The 17,981-nt window shown below is 40.6% G+C and carries 19 protein-coding genes and 1 pseudogene; 11 read left to right on the forward strand and 9 right to left on the reverse strand.

The window, feature by feature from the left end; genetic code table 11:
- The first annotated feature begins 103 nt into the window (after positions 1-103).
- Positions 104-1,291 carry an MFS transporter gene (locus ABLB96_RS13345; RefSeq protein ID WP_348897037.1) on the forward strand — a complete coding sequence of 396 codons (1,188 nt, stop codon included), beginning with the start codon at positions 104-106 and terminating at the stop codon, positions 1,289-1,291.
- A gap of 7 nt (positions 1,292-1,298) precedes the next feature.
- Here the strand turns inward: ABLB96_RS13345 and ABLB96_RS13350 are convergent, their stop codons facing one another.
- Positions 1,299-1,892 carry a GNAT family protein gene (locus ABLB96_RS13350; RefSeq protein WP_348897038.1) on the reverse strand — a complete coding sequence of 198 codons (594 nt, stop codon included), beginning with the start codon at positions 1,890-1,892 and terminating at the stop codon, positions 1,299-1,301.
- A 42-nt stretch (positions 1,893-1,934) separates the two neighbouring features.
- A complete protein-coding gene (locus ABLB96_RS13355) occupies positions 1,935-2,570 on the reverse strand; it encodes an FMN-binding negative transcriptional regulator (RefSeq protein ID WP_348897039.1) in 636 nt (211 codons plus the stop codon).
- Positions 2,571-2,685: 115 nt separating this feature from the next.
- On the opposite strand from ABLB96_RS13355, the gene ABLB96_RS13360 reads away from it, so the two are divergent.
- Positions 2,686-4,179 (forward strand): PLP-dependent aminotransferase family protein, encoded by a 1,494-nt coding sequence (locus ABLB96_RS13360; RefSeq protein ID WP_348897040.1) that lies wholly within the window; start codon positions 2,686-2,688, stop codon positions 4,177-4,179.
- 7 nt (positions 4,180-4,186) lie between these two features.
- Here the strand turns inward: ABLB96_RS13360 and ABLB96_RS13365 are convergent, their stop codons facing one another.
- Complete coding sequence (locus tag ABLB96_RS13365; RefSeq protein WP_174723440.1) at positions 4,187-4,876, reverse strand: LrgB family protein; 690 nt, start codon at positions 4,874-4,876, stop codon at positions 4,187-4,189.
- A 13-nt stretch (positions 4,877-4,889) separates the two neighbouring features.
- Positions 4,890-5,321 (reverse strand): CidA/LrgA family protein, encoded by a 432-nt coding sequence (locus tag ABLB96_RS13370; protein ID WP_348897042.1) that lies wholly within the window; start codon positions 5,319-5,321, stop codon positions 4,890-4,892.
- Between the two features lie 110 nt (positions 5,322-5,431).
- Here ABLB96_RS13370 and ABLB96_RS13375 point away from each other — a divergent pair, with 110 nt between their 5' ends.
- The 3 genes from ABLB96_RS13375 to yghU all read left to right on the forward strand — a co-directional run bounded on the left by ABLB96_RS13375 (position 5,432) and on the right by yghU (position 7,967).
- Positions 5,432-6,337, forward strand: a complete 906-nt coding sequence (locus ABLB96_RS13375; protein WP_348897043.1) for a LysR substrate-binding domain-containing protein — start codon at positions 5,432-5,434, stop codon at positions 6,335-6,337.
- A gap of 121 nt (positions 6,338-6,458) precedes the next feature.
- Entirely contained in the window at positions 6,459-7,085 is a 627-nt protein-coding gene (gene yfcF / locus ABLB96_RS13380; RefSeq protein ID WP_348897045.1) for a glutathione transferase, read from the forward strand.
- Positions 7,086-7,118: 33 nt separating this feature from the next.
- The gene (gene yghU / locus ABLB96_RS13385; protein ID WP_348897046.1) at positions 7,119-7,967 is read left to right on the forward strand and encodes a glutathione-dependent disulfide-bond oxidoreductase; all 849 of its coding nucleotides are present in this window, start codon (positions 7,119-7,121) and stop codon (positions 7,965-7,967) included.
- A gap of 67 nt (positions 7,968-8,034) precedes the next feature.
- On the opposite strand, the gene ABLB96_RS13390 is transcribed toward yghU, so the two are convergent.
- The gene (locus ABLB96_RS13390; RefSeq protein WP_348897047.1) at positions 8,035-8,442 is read right to left on the reverse strand and encodes a DUF2000 domain-containing protein; all 408 of its coding nucleotides are present in this window, start codon (positions 8,440-8,442) and stop codon (positions 8,035-8,037) included.
- 154 nt (positions 8,443-8,596) lie between these two features.
- Here ABLB96_RS13390 and ABLB96_RS13395 point away from each other — a divergent pair, with 154 nt between their 5' ends.
- A complete protein-coding gene (locus ABLB96_RS13395; protein WP_348897049.1) occupies positions 8,597-9,199 on the forward strand; it encodes a LysE family translocator in 603 nt (200 codons plus the stop codon).
- A 49-nt stretch (positions 9,200-9,248) separates the two neighbouring features.
- Here ABLB96_RS13395 and ABLB96_RS13400 read toward each other — a convergent pair whose 3' ends face one another.
- On the reverse strand, positions 9,249-10,067 hold the full coding sequence (locus ABLB96_RS13400) for an AraC family transcriptional regulator (RefSeq protein ID WP_348897051.1): 819 nt from the start codon (positions 10,065-10,067) through the stop codon (positions 9,249-9,251).
- 60 nt (positions 10,068-10,127) lie between these two features.
- Complete coding sequence (locus tag ABLB96_RS13405) at positions 10,128-11,030, reverse strand: LysR family transcriptional regulator (protein ID WP_348897053.1); 903 nt, start codon at positions 11,028-11,030, stop codon at positions 10,128-10,130.
- A 125-nt stretch (positions 11,031-11,155) separates the two neighbouring features.
- On the opposite strand from ABLB96_RS13405, the gene ABLB96_RS13410 reads away from it, so the two are divergent.
- The 5 genes from ABLB96_RS13410 (at position 11,156) to ABLB96_RS13430 (ending at position 16,705) form a co-directional block, all read left to right on the forward strand.
- Complete coding sequence (locus ABLB96_RS13410) at positions 11,156-11,893, forward strand: SDR family oxidoreductase (RefSeq protein WP_348897054.1); 738 nt, start codon at positions 11,156-11,158, stop codon at positions 11,891-11,893.
- Positions 11,894-12,130: 237 nt separating this feature from the next.
- Entirely contained in the window at positions 12,131-12,640 is a 510-nt protein-coding gene (locus tag ABLB96_RS13415; protein WP_348897055.1) for a rhodanese-like domain-containing protein, read from the forward strand.
- 18 nt (positions 12,641-12,658) lie between these two features.
- Positions 12,659-13,600: a serine O-acetyltransferase EpsC gene (epsC, locus tag ABLB96_RS13420; RefSeq protein ID WP_348897056.1), complete on the forward strand. Its 942-nt coding sequence runs from the start codon at positions 12,659-12,661 to the stop codon at positions 13,598-13,600.
- A 236-nt stretch (positions 13,601-13,836) separates the two neighbouring features.
- Positions 13,837-14,769: a family 2A encapsulin nanocompartment shell protein gene (locus ABLB96_RS13425; protein WP_001107602.1), complete on the forward strand. Its 933-nt coding sequence runs from the start codon at positions 13,837-13,839 to the stop codon at positions 14,767-14,769.
- Positions 14,744-16,705: a family 2A encapsulin nanocompartment cargo protein cysteine desulfurase gene (locus ABLB96_RS13430; protein WP_348897057.1), complete on the forward strand. Its 1,962-nt coding sequence runs from the start codon at positions 14,744-14,746 to the stop codon at positions 16,703-16,705. Before ABLB96_RS13425 ends, ABLB96_RS13430 begins: the two co-directional genes overlap by 26 nt.
- Before the next feature lie 392 nt (positions 16,706-17,097).
- On the opposite strand, the pseudogene ABLB96_RS13435 reads toward ABLB96_RS13430, so the two are convergent.
- A pseudogene (locus ABLB96_RS13435) lies at positions 17,098-17,218 on the reverse strand (hypothetical protein).
- Between the two features lie 122 nt (positions 17,219-17,340).
- A complete protein-coding gene (locus ABLB96_RS13440) occupies positions 17,341-17,979 on the reverse strand; it encodes a LysE family translocator (protein ID WP_348897058.1) in 639 nt (212 codons plus the stop codon).
- Positions 17,980-17,981 lie beyond the last annotated feature (2 nt).

Genomic DNA, 17,981 nt, shown 5'->3' on the forward strand with positions numbered 1-17,981 from the left:
CAAGAACATCTCAACCTCTCCAAACTGCACTGTTGATACTTTCTTCCTATATAAAAATTCAACATCCAGACTCATCAATTAACACATAAAGTTAAAGGCTCTTATGCTTCAAAATACTATGCATCGCCAAGTGCTCATTTTGGCGAGCTCCCAATCACTTTTTCAAACCGTGTCAGTTATAGTGATGACTATTGGCGGTTTGGCTGGGGGCAATATTGCAAATACCCCAACACTTGCAACCTTACCTATTGCATCTATGTTTTTGGGTACCGCTTTAATGATGTTTCCAGCTTCCATGCTTATGGCACATGTAGGGCGGCGTAAGGGTTTTTTATTCGGTGCTTTTTTAGGTGTAATCGGTGGTATTATTGCAGCAATTGGTATTTTTTATAGCTCACTCCTATTTCTTGCCTTGGGAACACTATGCGTTGGCGCATATCAATCCTTTGCTCAGTTCTATCGTTTTGCCGCCAGTGAAGTAGCAAGTGATGCGTTCCGTTCACGTGCTATTTCTTGGGTTATGGCAGGTGGAATTGTTGCAGCACTGATTGGCCCGACTTTGGCTCGCTTTGGTCGGCCGTTATTCCAGCATTTAGAATATATCGGTTCATTTTTAATTATTAGCATCATCTCACTTGTCGCAATGGGCATCTTATCTAGCCTACATATTGCCGATACAGTTGAGCAAAAAACTGATTTTAGTGCTGGTCGCCCATGGCACCAGATTGTCTTTCAACCGACCTATTTAGTTGCTCTGTTTGGTGCAGTCACAGGCTACGGCATTATGATTTTAGGTATGACCGCAACTCCTATTGCCATGCGACATTCACAGCATGAACTTGGATCTATTACAACTGTCATTCAGCTTCATGTGCTTGGGATGTTCCTCCCTTCATTCTTTACTGGAAATTTGATTGCCCGATTCGGTGTACTTAAAATCATGTTTACGGGGCTTTTATTATTTGCCTGCTATATTGGATTTGCCCTGTCAGGTATCGAATTTGCCTCTTTTGCCATCTCTCTGATTTTATTAGGTGTGGGTTGGAACTTTTTATTTATTGGTAGCACGTCTTTACTTACCAGAACGTATACAGTTGCTGAAAAAGCCAAGGCGCAAGCTATTAATGATATGACTGTTTTTGTTGTCGGCTTAATCTGTTCGTTTAGTGCAGGTGCTTTACTCAACCTATTTGGCTGGAAAGTAATGAATATGGCGTTAATCCCATGGTTAGTCATTGCCGCAGCTTCTCTTTTCTGGCTAAGCCAAAAAAGAGAAAAACAACTGGTTTAAATATTTTTTAACGCGGTTTATTCAACATCCATTCCAGATTTTGGCGTACCGCAGGCCACTCATGTTTTAAAATGCTGTAAACATGGGTGTCCCGCAAAATATCATCTTTCACAATTTGATGGCTTCTGAGTACACCATCAAGCTTTGCACCTAAACGTACAATTGCAGCTTGGCTTTGAACATTTAAAGAAGATGTACGCAACTCAATTGCAATACAGTTTAAAGTCTCAAATGCATGAGCCAACAATAGCTTTTTACATTCAGTATTAACGGGGGTTCTCTGTGCAGACTTGCGATACCAAGTTGAGCCAATTTCTACACGGCGATGAGCTTCTTCAATATGCATGAGAGTCGTCATGCCCAACGCCCGCCCCGTTTTTCGGTCTTCAATATAAAATGGCAACATAGAACCAGCATGTTGCAAACCAAGACGTCTTTCAATTTCCGCAGTCATCTGTTCAGGTCTTGGGACACGGGTATACCAAAGATTATAAAGTTCCCCATCACAAACAGCCTCTTTGAGCGCTTCAGCTTGAGTTAAACTTAGTGGCTTTAAAATAACGTGTTCGCCAACCAACTCAACTGGTGTAGTCAAAGACATCTTTATCTCCTCAATAAGTACTAAAGTTTTATATTTTCAAAATTATTTATTTAACTCAGCCACACTATACATAGCATCTGCTATGGTTTGATGACCAGATTTCGATAGGCCATCTGCTGCGCCTAAAATGTCACGACGTTCTTTGTTTTGCCCAAGTTTTGATTTGCCTTGCAGCTTGGTAATTTCAATTTCGATACCCACAATGGCTTTTAACATCGGTTCAAGATAGTCTTTTGGAGCATCTGACATTTTCCATGGTTCTGGTTGAGATGCCTCGTGGGTACGAGTTAAACGAGCCACCACACCACGGACGTAACGTTCATCATCTCGAATGGTTACTCTGCCATAAGCATGCACAACCCTATAGTTCCATGTCGGCACTTGTCTGTGCTGTTCATGTTTGGATGGGTACCAATTTGGTGAAATATAAGCATCGCCTGCTTGAAATACGACCAACACCTCATCTCCATTTTTAATGTCCTGCCAAACAGGGTTAATTCTAGACACATGTGCATGTAATACGCCGAACTCCCCTTCATTTGCCTGCAACTCAAATGGAAGATGGTTTGCATCTAAACCATTGCTTCCATGAGTAAAAAGCACAGCAAACGGATACTCTTGAATAAGAGCATGTAATTCCTCTAATCGGTTTTCTGCAAAATCGTCGGGGATATACATGGCTAAAAACCTCACTGTAAATATCAGGGTTATTTATATTTTGTGTTGTAAATTTTCTGGTTTATGTGGATTATTAAAAAGAACCACTTTGTGTTTTTTTAAGTAGACCAGAATTATGGCAAGAATGGCAAAAGTTGTTGAACTTCCGTCTATTGCAAAGATTGATAAAAGCCAAGGAAAGATTAGTGCTCAATTGACTCAAGCCTTACGCGAAGCCGTACAAAATGGCGATTTGCAGTCAGGAGATCCCTTGCCATCTTCTCGAGAACTGGCCCAAACACTTGGAGTTGCACGCGGAACCATTATTGACGCTTATGATCAGCTTTTGGCCGAAGGTGTTTTTGACTCTCAAGCACGGACTGGAACTTATGTATCTCATGCTTTAGTTAAACCGAGTCCTAAACAAAGCACCAAAAAAGATTCTGACATTCCTCCCGCTATATCTTTGACCAAATCTGCACGTTCTTATGCCAAAGTGCTCGAAGAATTTAAACCGCTTCCTCATGTTCCATTTGCCGTATCTGTACCCGTTGGGCGAGCCAAACCAAGTGATGTGTGGCGTAAGTTTGGCAATAAATTTAGATCTCGAGGAGCCGGTTCTCCTTCAGGCTATGGAGAACCTCAAGGTGTGTTGTCACTGAGAGTTGCTATAGCAGACTATGTACGCCGATCACGCTCTGTACACTGTGAACCTGATCAAATTGTGATTACCCCCGGAATTCAACAAGCACTTTATATTTGCAGCCAGATTTTATTTGAAGCAAAAGATGAAGTCTGGATTGAAGATCCGGCTTATCGAGGGACCACAGCGATTTTTGAACATGCTGTACAAAACATTCGTATGGTTCGTGTTCCTGTCGATGAAGAAGGTATTGAGGTTGAAGCTGGTATTAAACTTTCTAAACATGCCCGTGCGGCTTTTGTAACACCATCCCACCAATATCCACTCGGCATGCCGATGAGTCTAGCAAGACGCACAAGTTTATTGGCTTGGGCAAAACAGCAAAATGCATGGATCATTGAAGATGATTATGACAGTGAACTTCGTTATAACGGCCAGCCCTTCCCATCTTTACAAGGTATGGCACCGGATCAAGTGATTTATCTCGGTACGTTTAGCAAAGTCTTATTCCCGTCACTAAGACTGGGTTATGCCGTATTGCCTAAAGAACTCGTAGCACCGTTTTGTGGGCTTAGAGTCTTAATTGATCGGCACCCACCCGCTGCCGATCAGCACGTTTTGGCTGCTTTTATTCAAGAGGGTTATTTAGAACGACATATTCGACGTATTCGAAATGTTTACGCCGAAGTCCGAGAACACATTATTGATTTAATTGAAAAATACATCCCTCAAGAGCTGGCTTGGTTACAGCCGGGTGATCAAGGCATGCACATGGTATTATGGCTTGCGCCTCAGATAAATGACATTGAAGTTGCAAGCACTGCAATCAATGCAGGTATTGCAATTAAAGCCATTTCACCTACATTTTCAAAAGAACGACAACGTTCGGGTTTAATTGTTGGGTTAAGCGATTTTGAACCCGAACTTCTGCAACAAGCTATAAAAAAGCTATCAATAATTATTCAACAACACGCCAAGTCAATATAGGCAAAACTTACAACAGCAACCATAAATGAATGGCAAATGGTCCAACAAGAACCATTAAAATACCGGCAATAACCATGGTTAAACTGGCAATCACACCTTCTTCGCTATTGCGTTGTTGGGCTCTGACTGTACCAAAACCATGGGCTGCATTGCCAAAGGCTGCCCCATTTGCCACATTAGAACGGATTTTAGTAATCGCTAAAATCGCATCGCCACAAATCATACCGACCAAACCCGTAATGACAGTAAATAGAGAAACCAATGCTGCCGACCCGTGAATATCTTCAGCTAAAATCATGGCAAACGGCGTGGAAATAGAACGAGCCATTAAACTATTGGTGACTTCAGGACTAAAATGGAACCACTGCGCCATTTCATAGGCAGACATCACGCCCACACTCATACCCACAATAATCGCAATCGAAAGAACCCCGAGATTTTTACGAATCGTTTCCCGATAGCGATAAATTGGTACAGCGAAAGCAACCGTTGCAGGACCTAACAAATTCACAATCCACTGGGTATCTTCTGCATAGGTTTGGTATGAAATTCCAAAAATCGTCATCAAAATAATGGTGAGTACCGGCACACTAATCGCAGGTGATAGCCAAAGTTTTGGATTTTTCTGATAGATCCGCTTTGCCACAACATAAGCTGCCAAAGTCCAGATGAGACAAAGGATTGACCAAATATTCATGTCGTTTTGCTCTTTAGATATGCTTATGTTGAAGGCGTTTTCGAGCCTCTAAATAAGCTTTCAAACGATTGTAATAGTGAATGGTCAGACACGTACTGAGCATGACCGAAATGGTCCCTACTGCAATGCTCAAAACAATTTGCCAGCCTTCGGTCATGAACAAGGTTTTATACTGAACTACAGCAACTACAACAGGCACGAAAAACAGCAACAGCTCACCTAAAACTACAGTTGCTCCCATTGCCACCTGATCCATTTTGATAATTTTAAAAAACAGGCATAAAAGCAATAAAAACATACCTAAAATACCTGCCGAGACAGGCACGCCGAGTTTTTGATGTAAGAGATATCCGACCCACCAAAATCCAGCCAAAATCAAAATTTGTTTAACTAACACGAATAGTGAAGGTTGTGTGGGTGTTCCAGAAGCAGATTCAGTACTCATTTTGCGAAATTAAATGGTTAACTACACCATTATGCTAGCTTGGTTAAAGCTGCTAAATATGAATTATTCATGTTAATATTATTCCAAAATGGAATAATTTATTCTTTATTATGCTTTCACTAAAATCATTACAGTGCTTCGTTACATTGGTAAAAACTAAAAGTTTTACCCGTACTGCTGAAGAGTTGTATCTGACTCAACCCACTATTAGTAAAATATTACAGCAGCTTGAAGAGCAGCTTCAGGTACAGCTTTTGGTTAAACCCGATCACGGCCGTAAAAGACAAATTGAATTAACTGAAATTGGAGAGCGCATTTATCAACATGCGATCGAGCTTCTTCAGGCAGAACAGAACATCTTTCTTGAAATTGAAAATTATCAACAATTAAAAACAGGAACTTTAAAACTTGGCGTTCCGCCTTTAGGCTCGCAGCTCTTAACGACTGCTCTATTTGATTATCATCAGCAATTACCAGATATTGAATTGGCTTTTATGGAGGTTGGTTCACGCGGTATTGAGCAAGCTTTGCTTAACAATGAGTTGGACGTTGGCGTGTTATTGCAGCCTTTTGATGAGCAAATCTTTAATAGCATTGAGCTATGTAACTACCCTTTAATGGTTCTTTTACATCGTGATGCCACTTGGGCAACCCGTAAAAAAATAAATCTAGAAGAGCTACAACACCAATCATTTTTGATGTTTCCAGAAAATTTCTCTTTAAACAGTATTATTCTCGATGCCTGTAAGCAGCATGGTTTCTACCCAACCATTGCTTGCCGAACCAGCCAATGGCACCTCTTGGCAGATATGGTGTTACAACGCATGGGAATTGCTCTCTTGCCACAATATTATACTGACATGCTTGACCCTAGTTTATTTGCAGCAGTACCGCTTGAAAAACCAAATATTCAATGGCACTTAGTCATGGCTTGGAAAAAGAATCTTCCTGTCTCACCAGCAGTGCAGGCGTGGCTTAGTATTGTTCGTCAGCATTTTCAGCACATTAAGCCCTAACGTTGAACACTGAAATGGCTTAATTCAAAAACCGATAAAGCTTTTCCACAAAAAAGCTACCCAATCTTGGATCAGCTCACTTAGACTAGATCCGAATTGTTTTATGACATGGACAATAACAATGAATAATGAACATTTTAAGCTGTACACAGATTCACAATTTCTAAGCCCCTACGCGTTTACAGTTTTTGTAGGGCTACATGAAAAACAAATTCCATTTGAAATAGCGACCATCAACTTAGGCCAGCAAGGCCAGTTAGAAAAATCTTATGTAGCAAAGTCATTAACTGCCAAAGTGCCTGTACTTGAGCATAACGATTTTGCCTTATCAGAATCTTCTGCCATTTTGGAATATTTAGAAGAGCTTTATCCAAACACATCTATTTATCCAAAAGATATTCAAGCACGCGCAAGAGCAAGACAAATTCAGGCATGGCTCCGATCGGACTTAGTAGCACTAAGAACTGAACGTCCAACCGATGTTGTTTTTATTCAGCCCACGTCCACTCCACTTTCAGAAGAAGGCAAAAAAGCAGCCGAGAAACTTTTCTTTGTTGCAGAAAAACTTCTCGCGCCTGATGCCGAATTTCTTTTTGGTTCATGGAGCATTGTGGATGCTGAACTTGCCCTAATGTTGCAACGCCTTATTCAAAATGGTGATGCTGTACCAGAGCGCCTAAAAAATTATGCATTACAGCAATGGCAACGACCGACCGTACAAAAATGGCTTGCCTTACGACATAAATAAATCCTTATATTTACACCAAACACGAGATAAAAAATGAGTGATTCAAACTATATTCCTCCACAAGTTTGGCAATGGACTGGAGAGAAAACCGATTTAAACCAACCTACTTCTGGTGCGCGTTACGAGCATACACTTCCAGTAGGGAAACATCCGCTCCAGCTCTACTCTTTAGCAACGCCTAATGGTCAAAAAGTCACTATTTTGCTAGAAGAGCTTTTAGCATTAGGACATCAAGATGCTGAATATGATGCTTGGTTGATTAAAATCGGTGAAGGACAGCAATTTGGTAGTGGCTTTGTCGAAGTTAATCCAAACTCTAAAATTCCAGCATTGGTTGACCATAGCCAAAACCCACCATTAAGAGTGTTTGAATCTGGCTCAATTTTGCTTTACTTGGCTGAAAAATTTAAAGCTTTCATTCCAACTGATATTGCAGCACGTACTGAATGCCTCAATTGGTTATTCTGGCAAATGGGCAGCGCGCCTTACCTAGGTGGTGGTTTTGGGCATTTTTATGCTTATGCACCCGTTAAAATTGAATATGCGGTTAACCGCTTTGCCTTGGAAACAAAACGTTTACTTGATGTGTTAGATAAGCATCTAGCAAAGCATGAATATTTGGCTGGTTCTGAATATAGCATCGCTGATATTGCAGCATTCCCTTGGTATGGTGGTCTTGTTAAAAACTGGGTGTATAACGGCGCGGAGTTTTTAGGCGTCGATCAGTATAAAAATGTTCAACGTTGGGCAGATGCGATTTTAGCGCGCCCTGCGGTACAACGCGGGCGTATGGTCAACCGCACCTTTGGCGATTTAGCCACACAGTTGCATGAACGCCATGATGCAAGTGATTTTGAGACGAAGACTCAAGATAAAGTTTAATCGTCATTGTTAAAATAAAACCCACTTTTGATCAGACAGTGGGTTTTATAATCTTCCAATAAAAACCTTATTGATGCAAAGAAAGCCCTTTAATTGCCTTATCAACTGCTTTTTTAGGCCCTCTTAACGCCACTCCAACTAAATTTAATTGATTCGCATCTTCAGCCAAAAAGACAGCTCGATTATCCTCATCATTTCCTGTAGAAAACATGGCATGTACATAGGGAACTATCGTTAAATCTTGCTCAATTCCTTTGCGGTGCGCTTTTTGTAGACCAGCTAACTCCCCCTCAAAAACTAAGATTGGCTGCCCTAGCATATTGCCATACTCATAACCATTGGCATCGATATAAGGCTTACCCAACATTTCAGGTACAGCAGAGGCAATCCCCGTTGCCAAAAAAGCTACCACATTTAATCTCTGCCACGTCGCTAGATCATTACGGACAATCAACGCAATTTTTGTGTCAAACATAACCCTCTATCCTGAGTCATAACTTTAAGTCACTCATCATGACTCATTCAGGTTTTTCTCGTCTTGTACGTTTGTGCGGAAGTCATCACAAACGTACAAGACCATAAATTTACGAGTCACTATGCTGAGTTGTTTTTATTTCAGTAGATACGTTATGGAAATCTTTTTTTATACCTTGAGTGTGATGTATAGCCCCGGTCCAGTAAATTTTATGGGGCTAAACGCTGGGCTAACAGGACAATTCAAAAAAACGATTTATTTTTTTATAGGTGTCGGTTGTGCAATGCTGATGCTATTCATGATTTTTGGATATATCGGCGCCGCGATCATTCCACAAAATGCCTTGCACTATATTGCCTTGTTCGGTGCACTTTATACGTTTTATCTTTCATATCAAATGCTAAAGTCAGATATCGATATTAGGGATGAAGCTACTGAAGTTCAGGCACTTTCGTTCTGGAATGGTTTTTGGATACAAGCTTTAAATCCGAAAGGAATTTTAGTGATTTTGCCTGTTACAACCATTATGTACCCCACAACACATATTACTGGCATTCAAATCTTTTTAGTGTCATTGCTCATTTCGATAGGTGCCGCAGGCGCACCCTGCCTTTACTCTTGGGCAGGTGCAGTGTTAGGTAAAAAAATTAAAAATAAAATCTGGTTTAATCGTATAAACAAAGCCATGGGAACAATGCTGATCATTTCTGGCATATTTATGCTTTATGATTTTTTGAAAGGTATGCATCTAATTTAAGATAAAGTCTATGTCAGCCTAAAAACAAATTGACTTTTGAATAGCTTGCTTAAGAAGATAGCTTATTGATCATCCGCCATCTGGCTGGCGTTAAACCGAACGCTTTTAGAAAATGACGTGTCATATGGCTTTGATCAAAAAAACCTGCAATTAAAGAAGCTTGAGTCAAAGACTCTCCATACATTAAACAAGACTTTACTACTTCCAATCTACGCATAGTCATATATCGATGTGGACTTGTACCAAATAGCAATCGGAAGTCCCGTGAAAGACTCCAGCGGTCTCGTCCAACATTTTTTTCAATATCATCTAAAGAGATATTTTCATATAAAGAGGCATGTATAAATTCTCTAGCACGCTCCGCTGCGACATAGTCATAAGTATGTGAGGTACGCTGATTATTACCAGAAATATCGTAAAGCGTGGTTGCCAAATCATAGAGAGCATCTTGATTCTCTAAAAGGTCAATATGTTGATCCATTCCTTGCAATAAAACATCAGTTGCCTTAAATAACCGAGGGTCCTGACTCAACCCATTCTCAAAAAATGGTAAAGGTTTACCCTTCATAATTTCCTGTAGCATTGCAGGTTTTATATATACCATCCGGTATCTAAAACCGTCTCGCGTACCTGACTCTCCATCATGTTTTTCATCAGGATGTATAACCATGGTCATGCCCGGCTGGCTATGTTTCATCTCTCCGCGGTAATGAAAGCTTTGCACACCCGTTAATGTTCGACCAATTGCAAAAGTATCATGACGATGCGACTCGTAAGCATGATCGGTAAAAAATGCTTCTATTCTTTCCAGACTATCTGGGTCAGAGTCCCTGACAATCCAATCACTTGCATTGGGTAGTTCAATCACATATTCACCAAAATTTTATATGTGCTAGAGAGCATTCTACCTATACGTTATACGCTATCGTTATTTTGAAAAATAGCCTGTATATAACTCACTCAGCCAAGCGACAAAAACTCGTACGCGTGGCGAGAGCTGCCTGTGCTGCGGATATAAAGCAGAAACTGACATCTTCGGGATTTGCCATTCAGATAAAACCTCAACCAGTTGCCCGTCTTTTAACTCATTCGCTACATGATAGCGCGGGACCTGAATTAAACCTGCCCCACGTAAAGCAGATAATACATAGTTTTCAGCATCATTTACCGCGATCCAGCTTTTCAAAAAATAATCTTGTTTTTTGCCATTCACCATCAATTCAAATGGATAATTCCGCCCGCCAGATGTCGAAAAGAAATTAACACAATAATGTGATAACAAATCCTCTGGTTGCTGAGGTGTTCCATGTTTATTTAAATAGTCAGGACTTGCACAAATGACTTGTGGCATATCAACCAAATGTCTAGCAATTAAAGTGGAATCATCCAAACGTCCCGCTCTCACCACACAGTCTATCCCTTCCCTAATCAGATCAACCAAGCGATCACCCGTACTAATTACAAGTTCAATGTCGGGATATAACTCGTGAAATTGGTCGATATTCGGTAAAACAATTTTAGTCGCATGTGCACCTGATAAATCGATACGTAGTAAACCACGGGGCTGAGCAATTACATTACGTAAGGACGATTCGGCATCATCGAGTTCCGATAATATTTGTGTACAACGCTCATAAAATGCCTGTCCATCTAGTGATGGCCTTACATGCCGAGTCGTCCGCTCTAGCAAACGACACTGTAAATTATTCTCTAACTCTTTAATGGCATTACTTGCTGTAGCGCGTGGGATATTTAGCTGATCGGCTGCCTGACTAAAACTACCCAGCTCTACGATGCGGGTAAAAAGTTGCAAGGTATCAAATTTATCCATGGTGCTCGCTTTTAACCCTGTCCATTATTAATAAATATGGAATTATCTTATCCAATTATGAAGATTTATCCCATATTTCTATATTATTAAAATAAGCCATACCTACTTAAACAGGCAATCTAAAAATGAATATTTCAAAAAAAACAGCTCTTGTTACTGGTGCTTCACGCGGTATTGGTCGTGCTATTGCAGAACGTTTAGCTCAAGATGGTTTTTATGTGATTGTTAACTATGCTGGCAATGCAACTCATGCCCAAGCAGCTGTAGATCACATTATTGAGCAAGGTGGCCAAGCCTCTACTATTCAAGCCGATGTTGCAAATGAACATGATGTCAGCCGTTTATTTCAAGAAGCAAAAGCCATTAACGGTCAATTAGATGTCGTGGTTCATAGTGCGGGGATTATGCCTATGGCAAAAATTACACCTGAAGCTCTGCCTGATTTCGATAAAGTAATTCATACCAATTTACGTGGTGCATTTTTAATATTGGCGCATGCAGCCGAAACAGTGCCAGATGGTGGTCGAATTATTACGCTTTCAACGAGTGTAATTGCTAAATCTTTTCCGGCATATGGCCCCTACATTGCTTCAAAAGCAGGTGTAGAAGGCTTGGTACATGTGTTAGCAAATGAGTTACGCGGACGCAATATCACTGTAAATGCAGTTGCGCCCGGTCCAACAGGTACTGACCTTTTTTACAATGGAAAAACTGACGAGCAGGTTTCGGCTATTGCAAAACTTGCCCCACTGGAAAGAATTGGAACACCTGAAGAAATTGCCAGTGTAGTTGCCATGCTAGCTGGTCCAGATGGACGTTGGGTAAATTCACAAGTCATTCGAGTAAATGGTGGATTTGCTTAATTTTTAAAACCGTGTGGATTATTTTAATTCACATGGTTTTATTAACTATTAATATTATTAATCCATCAATTTTAATTAAAGAAGGATATAAGCTTAATGAATACTTTTTTATAAAAATATCCCACATTCTTATTTATCAAAATAATATATATAAATAGATATTCCTTATTTTTGCTTATATTTAAAAACGCGTAAATTGAACAATAACAATCTGAATCGAAGATAAGGATATATTCAATGAATGCAAAATTAAATACAGAAGCTCCACAAAGCTTTATCTCAAATGATTCAAATACATCCTTTTCATCTGAAGAAATTCTTTCTCAAGCACAGCAATACGCACAAGACCATGAGCTGAATTTTAGTGGCAGTTTATCACCTCATGATGCATGGCAACTCGTACAACAAGGCGAAGCTGTTTTAGTTGATGTGCGTACCAATGAAGAACGTAAATTTGTGGGTTATGTTCCTGAAAGTGTTCATGTCGCGTGGGCAACAGGCACATCCTTTAACCGCAATCCACGCTTTTTAAAAGAACTCGAATCAAAGGTCGGCAAAGATAAAACCATTCTTTTGTTATGCCGTAGTGGCAACCGTTCAGCACAGGCAGCAGAGGCCGCATTTAATGCTGGATTTGCGCACATTTATAACGTTCTTGAAGGCTTCGAAGGCGATCTAAATGATCAGCAACAACGTAATCAGAAAAATGGCTGGCGCATCCATCAACTTCCTTGGCAACAAGACTAATACTTTAATCAATTTTCAGTGAATCAAGGAAAGCTTGTGACTCAATGGAACATTAATGCGGTTGTACAAGGTTTACAACAGGCAAGGCATGACTGGCGTCAGCAACAACACAGGACCAAAGAATTTGGGGGCCGTGAACTTCCATCTAAAGAAGCTTTAAAAGCCATTTTAGATGACCTGTGCGGAATTTTATTTCCAATGCGTTTAGGCCCTGCCGACTTACGCCAAGAAACTGAAGATTCTTATATTGCCTATACTTTAAATCGTGTACTCACAGCCTTACATGCGCAAGTACAACTGGCTTTAAATTATGAAGCAAAACGTCATTTGAGTCATTCGAATACAGTCCAACAACCCGAGGAACTTGCTCAAACTATTGTGCAGGATTTTGCCAACACCTTGCCCTCTATACGACGTCTTTTAGACGGCGATGTGCGTGCTGCTTATGAAGGTGATCCGGCGGCGCATAGTGTGGATGAAGTATTACTTTGCTATCCGGGCATATTTGCGATTATTCATCATCGAATTGCGCATCAGCTCTATACCCAAGTGCCTTTATTGTCTCGCATTATTTCCGAGTTGGCGCATTCTGCAACAGGTATTGATATTCATCCGGGTGCGCAAATCGGTAAAGGATTTTTTATTGATCATGGCACAGGTGTGGTGATTGGTGAAACCAGTGTTATTGGGGAACGTGTCCGTATTTATCAGGCCGTAACCCTTGGGGCTAAACGATTTGAAACGAATGATGATGGTGGTTTGAAAAAAGACTATACACGCCATCCAATTGTTGAAGATGACGTGGTGATCTATGCAGGTGCCACTATTTTAGGTCGTATTACGATTGGGCGAGGGTCCATTATTGGGGGGAATGTCTGGCTTACGCATAGTGTGTCCGCAGGTAGCCAGATTTTACAGTCACCGAATGAGTCTTATCAGAAAAATCATATTGCCGGTTAAAACTATAAATGTGAAATAAATAGATAAGGAGATGAATAAACAAAATTATGTATTAATTAAATGCTTATTTCTAGTTTAAATATATTTTTATTTAAAAAATAGATAACTCATTAATAAGCCCTCAATTTAAAAAATATACAACGCTATTTTTATTTTAAAACCAGAACTAATTCTAGTTTATATGCATCCTAGAATTTTTATTTTCAAAAAGCCAATGTAATAAGGAAAAATGATTCATGGCGAAAAATACTGACAAAGCCCAACTTGCTCTTGGGGACCACGCAGCGCGTCAACTGGCCAATGCAACCAAGACTGCTCCCCAACTTTCTACAATTACTCCCCGATGGCTGACTCACTTACTTCAATGGCTCCCTGTTGAAGCAGGTATTTATCGCTTAAACCGTGTCAATAATACCGATGATATTCAGGTGGCTTGTACACAACGTGATGAAGCAACTTTACCTCAAACTTTTGTTGATTATGACCCAGAACCACGCGAATACTTTTTAAATGGCGTATCTACTGTTTTAGATGTACATACTCGTGTTGCAGACCTTTACAGCAGCCCGCATGACCAAATTAAAGAACAGCTCCGCTTAACCATTGAAACCATTAAAGAACGTCAAGAAAGTGAGCTCATCAATAATCCTGAATATGGTTTATTGGCGAGTGTGACAGATGACCAACGTATTTCGACTTTAAATGGCCCACCTACTCCAGATGATCTTGATGATTTGTTACGTAAGGTTTGGAAAGAACCAGGGTTTTTCCTAGCGCATCCTGATGCAATTGCAGCATTTGGCCGTGAATGTACACGCCGTGGTGTACCGCCTCCAACGGTTAGTCTGTTCGGTTCGCAATTCATTACATGGCGCGGTATTCCACTTATTCCATCAAATAAAATTCCTGTAGAAGATGGCAAAACTAAAATCTTGCTGCTTCGTGTTGGTGAAAAGCGTCAAGGGATCGTTGGTTTGTTCCAACCAGGTCTTGCGGGTGAACAGTCACCGGGGCTTTCAGTACGCTTTATGGGCATCAACCGTAACGCAATTGCGTCGTATCTAATCTCGTTATATTGCTCACTTGCAGTACTCACTGATGATGCGTTGGCAGTATTAGATGATGTGGAGGTGGACAAATATCATGACTACCCAGTTAACTACAAGTAATCTGCAAGGTAGTCCAACAGGGCCTGAAGTGACTGGTGTTAATCCACCAGCCAACTTCCCTGATGAGTCCACCATTGCTCGTCTTGCTAATGAGTTTTTTTCAGCATTACCAAGCTCAAGCAGTTCAGCTTCTCCATCGGGCCTTAATTTGGACTTACCTGTCGGAGCACCACCTCACCCACCGCAACCGAGTGAACCATTTTCTGCACTCAGTGGTCGTGCGCCCAATATCGCCTTTCAGAAAAGTCTCAATCCGGAATATCCTGAACATATTCCAAATTTGCCAGACTACCCTGAACGTCGAATTGTAGCGTCTGCGCCTGTGGTTGGTGGAGCTAATTTGCCACGCCCACCATTTGAGCCACATTTGCCACAAGCTACTCATAGTGAACCAAATGTGCCACGCATTGAACCCAGCTTACCCACTGGTGCTGGTGAATCACCTTATTATTTTTTAAATGATTTTTCTGCTCCCAATGCAGCAGAACCGTCTGTTAAAGGTGTTGAAGATAATTATTCGGTTGCGCAGTCTTTTCAATTGCCACATGGTGACCAGCTGAAATCATTGCTGACAGAAGATCGTTTTGCAACGAATACGCCTCCCCAAAGTTCAGCAAGCTCTGCATTTTATTTTTTAGACTTGCCTCAAAGTGGACAAAGTTATAGTCACTATCAACCATCGCAACCCACTTTTGTAGCAAGTAGTGCTCAACCACTCGATGTACATGCTATACGTCGCGATTTCCCAATTTTACAGGAACGCGTCAATGGCCGCCCTCTAGTTTGGTTGGATAATGCTGCGACCACACAAAAACCGCAGCGCGTGATTGATCGGATTGCTTATTTTTATCAGCATGAAAACTCAAATATTCACCGTGCTGCCCATGAGTTAGCAGCTCGTGCAACCGATGCCTATGAGCATGCAAGAAATGTAGTTGCCCGTTTTATTGGTGCACCCTCTTCTAAAGAAATTATCTTTGTTCGAGGAACAACCGAAGGCATTAACCTGATTGCAAAAACATGGGGTGAGCAAAATATTGGTGAAGGTGATGAAATTATCGTTTCTCACTTAGAACACCATGCCAATATTGTGCCTTGGTATCAACTCACTAAAAAAACTGGAGCGAAATTAAGAGTCATTCCTGTGGATGACACGGGCCAGATTATTTTAGAAGAGTTGCCAAAACTGATTAATGAACGCACTAAACTGCTGTCAATTACTCAAGTTTCGAATGCTTTGGGAACAGTTACACCTGTTGCTGAAGTCATTAAAATTGCGCATGCAAAAGGTGTACGTGTTTTAGTTGATGGTGCTCAATCCGTTTCTCACATCCCTACCGATGTACAAGCTCTCGATGCAGACTTTTTTGTGTTTTCTGGACATAAAGTGTTTGGGCCGACGGGCATTGGCGCGGTATATGCAAAACCAGAGTTGCTAGAAAGCATGCCTGTTTGGGAAGGCGGCGGTAACATGATTCAGGATGTGACCTTCGAACAAGTAGTTTACCAACCTGCACCAAACAAGTTTGAAGCTGGAACTGGAAACATTGCCGATGCTGTCGGATTAGGCGCTGCGCTTGAATATGTCGAGAGTCTAGGCATTCATAACATTGCTCGCTATGAACATGATCTACTCGAATATGGTCAAAATGCACTGAGCAGTGTGTCTGGTTTACGTTTGATCGGAACAGCGCATCACAAAGCCAGTGTTATGTCCTTTACCTTACAAGGCTATTCAACGGAACAAGTGGGCAAAGCTTTAAATCAACATGGTATTGCGGTACGTTCTGGCCACCACTGTGCACAGCCAATTTTACGTCGTTTTGGTGTAGAACAGACCGTGCGTCCGTCTTTAGCTTTTTATAATACGACTGAAGAAATTGATTTATTGGTTTCGGTGTTACATCAACTGACGCGTAATAGGCGTAGCAATTAAATCTATTTTTAGACTAGAAAAGACTGCTTTTGAGCGGTCTTTTTTATAAATTATTTACTGAACCTTCTTGATCGCAACTTCATATATAGGAACAAGTCAAAGTAGCTATCACAGAGGAGTCTTATTATTTAAAATTCGATTTCTAGGTTAGCCTTCGGCTCGACTTACTTTGGTTTCGCCCAAAGTAAGCAAAAGCATTTTCATCTGCAAAACCTGTCCTCTTCTTATATCTAATCGATATATCGCAGAAACATAGATTGTTTAATACCACGCAGGTTGCAGATGATTTTAGCTCGAATTAAGAGTCATCAATAGTTCGGACAACTCAAAGTGGTTATTACAATGGAGTCTTATTATCTGAAATTAGATTTCTAGGTAGCCTTCGGCTCGAGCTAAGAGTCATCTACAGCCTGCCCATAATTTTTAAAAATAATGTTTTTGCAATATTTTCTGATAGATGAAAACTGTTAACAGGTTCTGTAGATGAGAAAGTTTTTTGGTTACTTTTTTCAAAAAAAGTAACAGAATTAGCTACTTTCTATTGGTATATAAACGATAGGACTCCGCCTTGCTAATCTAAAAAACTTGCAGATAATTTTTAGGACCAGCAAATACTCAAAACATATCCAGCTTATTTAAACAAACAATCCCCAAATCAACCTTAACGCAATCCCAATCAACAACACTCCCATCACCCGCTCAAAATAAACCCCAAATTCCAAAAATCTTTTACGTACAATAGGCTGTGCAAACAGGACACTTACCACCATAAACCAAATAGCATTGACCATACACATCCATATCCCATAAAAAACCTGAACTTTCATCGGTGTGGTCGTACTCACAATCGTCGTAAAAATTGCCAGAAAAAAGATGGTGGCTTTTGGGTTCAATGCATTGGTTAAGAAACCCATCGTAAAAGATTTAAACAAACTTGGAGCATCACTATCAGTTTGGCTATTAATCTCAATATTGATATTCGGCTGGCTACGTAAACACTGCCATCCTAAATAAATCAAATAAGCTGCGCCCGCTGTTCTGATCAGTGACATCAGCCATTCACTTTGTTGAATCAAAAAGCCAATACCAACCAGTGTATAAAACACATGTACTGAAATCCCAACACCAATACCAATTGCGGTCAGACATCCAATGAAGTAGCCATAACGTACACTTTGTCTTACCGTAATCACAAAATCTGGTCCCGGTAAAATCACCGCCATAAAGTGAATAAGAGCTAGCGTTAAAAACTCATGTCCATACAACTGCCACATAA

Origin of the sequence: Acinetobacter sp. XH1741 (assembly GCF_041021895.1) — a bacterium.
GTDB lineage: Bacteria > Pseudomonadota > Gammaproteobacteria > Pseudomonadales > Moraxellaceae > Acinetobacter.